This is a genomic window from Rhodoferax sp. (assembly GCF_014859475.1).
Classification (GTDB): Bacteria; Pseudomonadota; Gammaproteobacteria; order Burkholderiales; family Burkholderiaceae_C; genus Rhodoferax.
The window spans coordinates 1-4,709 of record NZ_JACUUE010000199.1 but is presented as its reverse complement, the minus strand read 5'-3'; the positions used below and the strand labels follow the sequence as shown (position 1 = coordinate 4,709).

4 protein-coding genes are annotated in these 4,709 nt (G+C 62.3%); 2 read left to right on the top strand and 2 right to left on the bottom strand.

The features are described from left to right. Positions 1-7: 7 nt before the first annotated feature. Positions 8-478: a YbaN family protein gene (locus tag IBX54_RS12845; protein ID WP_367141840.1), complete on the top strand. Its 471-nt coding sequence runs from the start codon at positions 8-10 to the stop codon at positions 476-478. A gap of 10 nt (positions 479-488) precedes the next feature. Here the strand turns inward: IBX54_RS12845 and IBX54_RS12840 are convergent, their stop codons facing one another. Both IBX54_RS12840 and IBX54_RS12835 read right to left on the bottom strand, forming a co-directional pair. Further along, the gene (locus IBX54_RS12840; RefSeq protein WP_296543049.1) at positions 489-2,012 is read right to left on the bottom strand and encodes a CoA-acylating methylmalonate-semialdehyde dehydrogenase; all 1,524 of its coding nucleotides are present in this window, start codon (positions 2,010-2,012) and stop codon (positions 489-491) included. A gap of 2 nt (positions 2,013-2,014) precedes the next feature. After that, positions 2,015-3,307, bottom strand: a complete 1,293-nt coding sequence (locus IBX54_RS12835; RefSeq protein WP_296543050.1) for an aspartate aminotransferase family protein — start codon at positions 3,305-3,307, stop codon at positions 2,015-2,017. Between the two features lie 332 nt (positions 3,308-3,639). On the opposite strand from IBX54_RS12835, the gene IBX54_RS12830 reads away from it, so the two are divergent. Continuing rightward, positions 3,640-4,572, top strand: coding sequence for a LysR family transcriptional regulator (locus IBX54_RS12830; RefSeq protein ID WP_296543048.1), 933 nt, complete (start codon positions 3,640-3,642; stop codon positions 4,570-4,572). Positions 4,573-4,709: the final 137 nt, after the last annotated feature.

Below are 4,709 nucleotides of genomic sequence, written 5' to 3'. Positions count from 1 at the left end.
TGCGCCGCTGGTAAGGCAAAACCATGACAATGGCGCCTTGTTCGTCATCGCCACCTTTCATCTTTTGTCCGCCTCTCTGCCACCCACCCTACCGCCACCACCGTCGCGCCCGCGCTGGCTACGCTGGTTCTGGCTGATCTGCGGCGCCCTGAGTCTGCTGCTGGGTGTCATCGGCATCGCGCTGCCGCTGCTGCCCACCACCCCGTTTGTATTGCTGGCAGCCTATTGCTTTTCGCTGGGCAGTGCGCGCTACGAGCAGTGGCTGCTGAACCACCCGCGCTTTGGCCCGATGGTGCGTGACTGGCGCAGCCAGCGCGCCGTGCCGCTGCGTGCCAAGCAAGTCGCCTGGGGCACCATGACGCTCAGCTCGTTTATCGCCTGGTGGTTCATGCCCCCCAACATCGGCTGGGTTCCCGGCGCCTGCTGCGCGCTGGTGGCACTCTGGATGTGGCGCCTGCCCACTTCGGACAGGCGCTGAACAACGAACCTTAGCGGCTGCTCGGGAAACTGAACACCGCGCCCTCGCGCACACCGGCACTCGGCCAGCGCTGGGTGATGGTTTTGCGCTTGGTATAAAAACGCACGGCATCGGGGCCGTAGGCGTGCAAATCACCGAACAGCGAACGCTTCCAGCCGCCAAACGAATGGTAGGCCACGGGCACCGGCAGCGGCACATTGATACCGACCATGCCGACCTGAATGTGGTCTGAAAAGTAGCGCGCGGCTTCACCGTCGCGGGTAAAGATGCAGGTGCCATTGCCATACTCGTGGGCATCGATCATGTCCATCGCCTCCTGTAGCGTCTGGACCCGCACCACGCCGAGCACCGGGCCGAAGATTTCTTCCTGGTAGGTCACCATGCCAGGCTTGACGTTGTCAAACAGGCAGGCGCCCAAAAAGTAGCCATTTTCATGGCCTGGCACGCTGACACCGCGGCCGTCCACCACCAGCGTGGCGCCCTCTTTCACGCCCTGATCGACGTAGCCCCTGACCTTGTCGAAGTGCGCCTTGGTCACCAGCGGGCCCATGTCGCAGGCGGCGTTGGTGCCCGGACCGACCTTCATCTTGGCGATTTCGACCTTGAGGCCAGCCACCACCGCATCGGCAGTCGCATCACCCACCGCCACCACCAGCGGAATCGCCATGCAACGCTCGCCGCACGAGCCATAGGCCGCGCCCATCAGGGCGTTGACGGCGTTGGCAATGTCGGCGTCGGGCATCACCACGGCGTGGTTTTTGGCGCCACCCAGGGCTTGCACCCGTTTGCCATGGGCGCTGCCGGTGGCATAGATGTACTCGGCAATCGGCGTGGAACCGACAAAGCTCACGGCTTTGACGCGTGGGTCGGTCAACAGCGCGTCAACGGCCTCCTTGTCGCCGTGCACCACGTTGAGCACACCTGCAGGCAGGCCCGCTTGCAGCGCCAGCTCGGCCACCAGCAGGGTGCTCGACGGGTCGCGCTCGGACGGCTTCAAGATAAACGTGTTGCCGCAGGCCACGGCCATCGGCCACATCCACAGCGGCACCATCAAGGGGAAGTTGAACGGGGTGATGCCGGCGGTCACGCCCAATGCCTGAAACTCGCTCCAGGAGTCAATGTTGGGGCCGACATTTTTGCTGTGCTCACCCTTGAGCAGCTCGGGCGCGTAACTGGCGTATTCGACATTTTCAATGCCGCGCTGCAGCTCGCCCATCGAATCACTCAGCACCTTGCCATGCTCGGCTGTGACCAGCGCGCAGATGGCATCGGCGTTGGCTTCGAGCAGTTCTTTGAGTTTGCTCATGACACGAGCGCGCTTGAGCGGCGGCGTGTTGCGCCAGGCCGGGTACGCCGCATGCGCGCTGGCAATGGCCTGCGCCACGGTGAGCTTGTCGGCCAGCAGCACGCGCTTTTCAGCCTGGCCGGTGGCGGGGTTGAACACATCGGCCTGGCGTGTGCCACCGACGACCAGCTGGCCGTCGATCAGGTGTTTGATTTGGGGAAGGTCTTGGATTTTGGGTAGGGTTTGCATAATCAGGCGGTTTGGTTGATGGTTTCACCCAGCGCGTTGACCAGACTGTCAAGCTGCGCCGGGGTGGAGATAAAGGGTGGTGCCAGCTGAATGGTGTCGCCACCGTAGCGCACATAAAAACCCTTGGCCAGCATGGCCTGGGCAATTTGGTAGGGCCGTTTGGCGGGCTCACCCGGCAAAGCATCGATGGTAAAGCCCGCGGCCAGGCCATAGTTGCGGATGCCTGTCACATGCTTGACACCTTGCAGGCTGTGTACCGCATTTTCAAAGTAAGGGCTCAACGCCTTGACGCGCTCCACCATGTTTTCACGCACCAAAATGTCGAGCACCGCCAGACCCACCGCGCAGGGCACCGGGTGCGCCGAGTAGGTGTAGCCGTGGGCAAATTCGAGCAGGTAATCGGGCCCGCCCTGCGCCATGAAAGTGTCGTAAATGTCCTTGCTGGCCAGCACCGCGCCCAGCGGCTGCGCGCCGTTGGTGATTTGTTTGGCCACGTTCATGATGTCGGGTGTGACACCAAAGGCCTCGGCCCCGGTGTTCGCGCCCATGCGGCCAAAGCCTGTGATGACTTCATCAAAAATAAGCAAAATGTTGTGGGCAGTGCAGATTTCGCGAATGCGCTGCAGGTAACCCACCGGCGGCACCACCACGCCCGCGGAACCCGACATCGGCTCGATGATGACGGCGGCAATGTTGGACGCATCATGCAAGGCGATCAGCTTGAGCAGGTCTTCGGCCAGCACCACGCCATGTGGGCCGTCGGCCGGCGGCATGCCGCGGTGAAACACGCCGGCGGGCGGCTGCGTGTGCGGCAGGTGGTCGGCCGCAATGCCCTGGCCAAACATCTTGCGGTTGGCGCCAATGCCACCCACCGAAATGCCGCCGAAGTTGACGCCGTGGTAACCCTTTTCTCGCCCGATCAGCAGGCTCTTGCTGGCCTGCCCTTTGGCGCGCCAGTAAGCCCGCGCCATCTTGAGCGAAGTGTCGGCAGACTCCGACCCCGAGCCCGTGAAGAACACATAGTCGAGGCCGGCCGGGGTGAGTTCTTTCAGCTTGTTGGCCAGCGCAAACGACAACGGGTGACCGAACTGGAAAGCCGGCGAGTAGTCGAGCGTGGCCAGCTGGCGGCTGGCGGCCTCGACAATCTCAGGGCGGCCATGGCCCAGGCCACAGGTCCACAGCCCGGACAGGCCGTCAAAGATCTGGCGACCGTCGATGTCGGTGTAATAGCAGCCGCTGGCCGAAGCCATCATGCGCGGATGCGCCTTGAAGTCGCGGTTGCCGGTGTAGGGCATCCAGTGGGCATCAAGCCAGGCGGCGTCGGTGCGGGGGCGGTTCAGCACTGGGGATTCGGTCGTGTTTATGGGGTTCTCCTGGTTCGCGATGGTGGTTCACATCATTGCAAGCGTGGCGTATCGACACCATACTGCACACAAACCATGAACTGTCATCGCGAGCGTAGCGCGGCGATCCATGACTTTCGGCTGCATGGATTGCTTCACTGCGTTCGCAATGACGGGGATGATTCGCAATAACGGAGATGGCTCTCAATGACGGAAAGATCGCGCATTGTGGCCGATCTGTTACTCTTATAAATGCTTAACTATCACAACTTGGTTATCAATTCATGCAAGTAAAAACCCGCGCTGCCCTGGGGCAGTTGAGCGACATGGACATCCGCCTGCTGCGCGTGTTCAAAACGGTGGTGGACTGCGGCGGCATGGCGGCGGCCGAGCTGGAGCTCAACATTGGCACGTCCACGGTGAGCCGCCATATCAAGGACCTGGAGACCCGCCTGGGCTTGCGCCTGTGCCGCCGCGGCCGCGCCGGTTTTGCGCTGACACCCGAAGGTGAGCAGATTTATGCCGAGACCCTGCACCTGCTGGCCGGCGTCGATGCCTTTCGCAGCCGGGTTGACGAAATTCACCAGCGCATGGGTGGCGAGCTGCACATTGCCGTCTTTGACAAAACCGCCAGCAACCTGCAGGCCCACCTTGGCGACGCCATCCAGCGATTTGTGCAACAGGCGCCCGACGTGCGCCTGCACCTGCACGTGGCGCCGCTCAACGCGATCGAGCGCGGCGTGCTCGACGGCCAGTTCCAGGTGGGCATCATCCCCGGCCACCGCAGCTCGGCCGTGCTGACCTATGACGAGCTGTTTACCGAAACCATGTATCTGTATGCCAGCGCGGGCCACCCCTTGTTTGCGCCAGAGGCCGGGCAGCAGCCACAAAGCTGGGAAGCGCTGCAGGATCATGCTTTTGCCGGCCTGGGCTACCACTCGCCGAACATGGAACTGACCCAGCAGGTCAAGCTCAGCCGCGCAGCCACCGGCTACGACCAGGAATCGATTGCCACGCTGATCCTGTCAGGCTGCTTTGTGGGCTTTTTGCCCGACCACTATGCCGAGCCTTTTGTGCGCCAGGGTCGCATGCATGCGGTGCAGCCGGAGCGGTTCACCTACCACTGCAGTTTTTTCAGCATCGTGCGAACCTCGCCGCAGCCCGTGCGCGTGACACAGGCATTTCAAGCGGCTTTACGCCAGGCTCACCAGCCTTAACGTGAAAGAACGTCGTCATTGCGAACGCAGTGACGATGTCTCTGCTCAAGGTCCGTGTGCGGTATCCGGCCGGATACGGCTGGCTTTCCATGAACAGCTCCGTCATTACGAACCCCAGCCCCGTCATTGCGAACGAA

Coding starts and splice junctions, on each gene's coding strand:
- IBX54_RS12835 (WP_296543050.1), bottom strand. CDS start 3,307: ATGCCCTACACCGGCAACCGCGACTTCAAGGCGCATCCGCGCATGATG.
- IBX54_RS12830 (WP_296543048.1), top strand. CDS start 3,640: ATGCAAGTAAAAACCCGCGCTGCCCTGGGGCAGTTGAGCGACATGGAC.
- IBX54_RS12840 (WP_296543049.1), bottom strand. CDS start 2,012: ATGCAAACCCTACCCAAAATCCAAGACCTTCCCCAAATCAAACACCTG.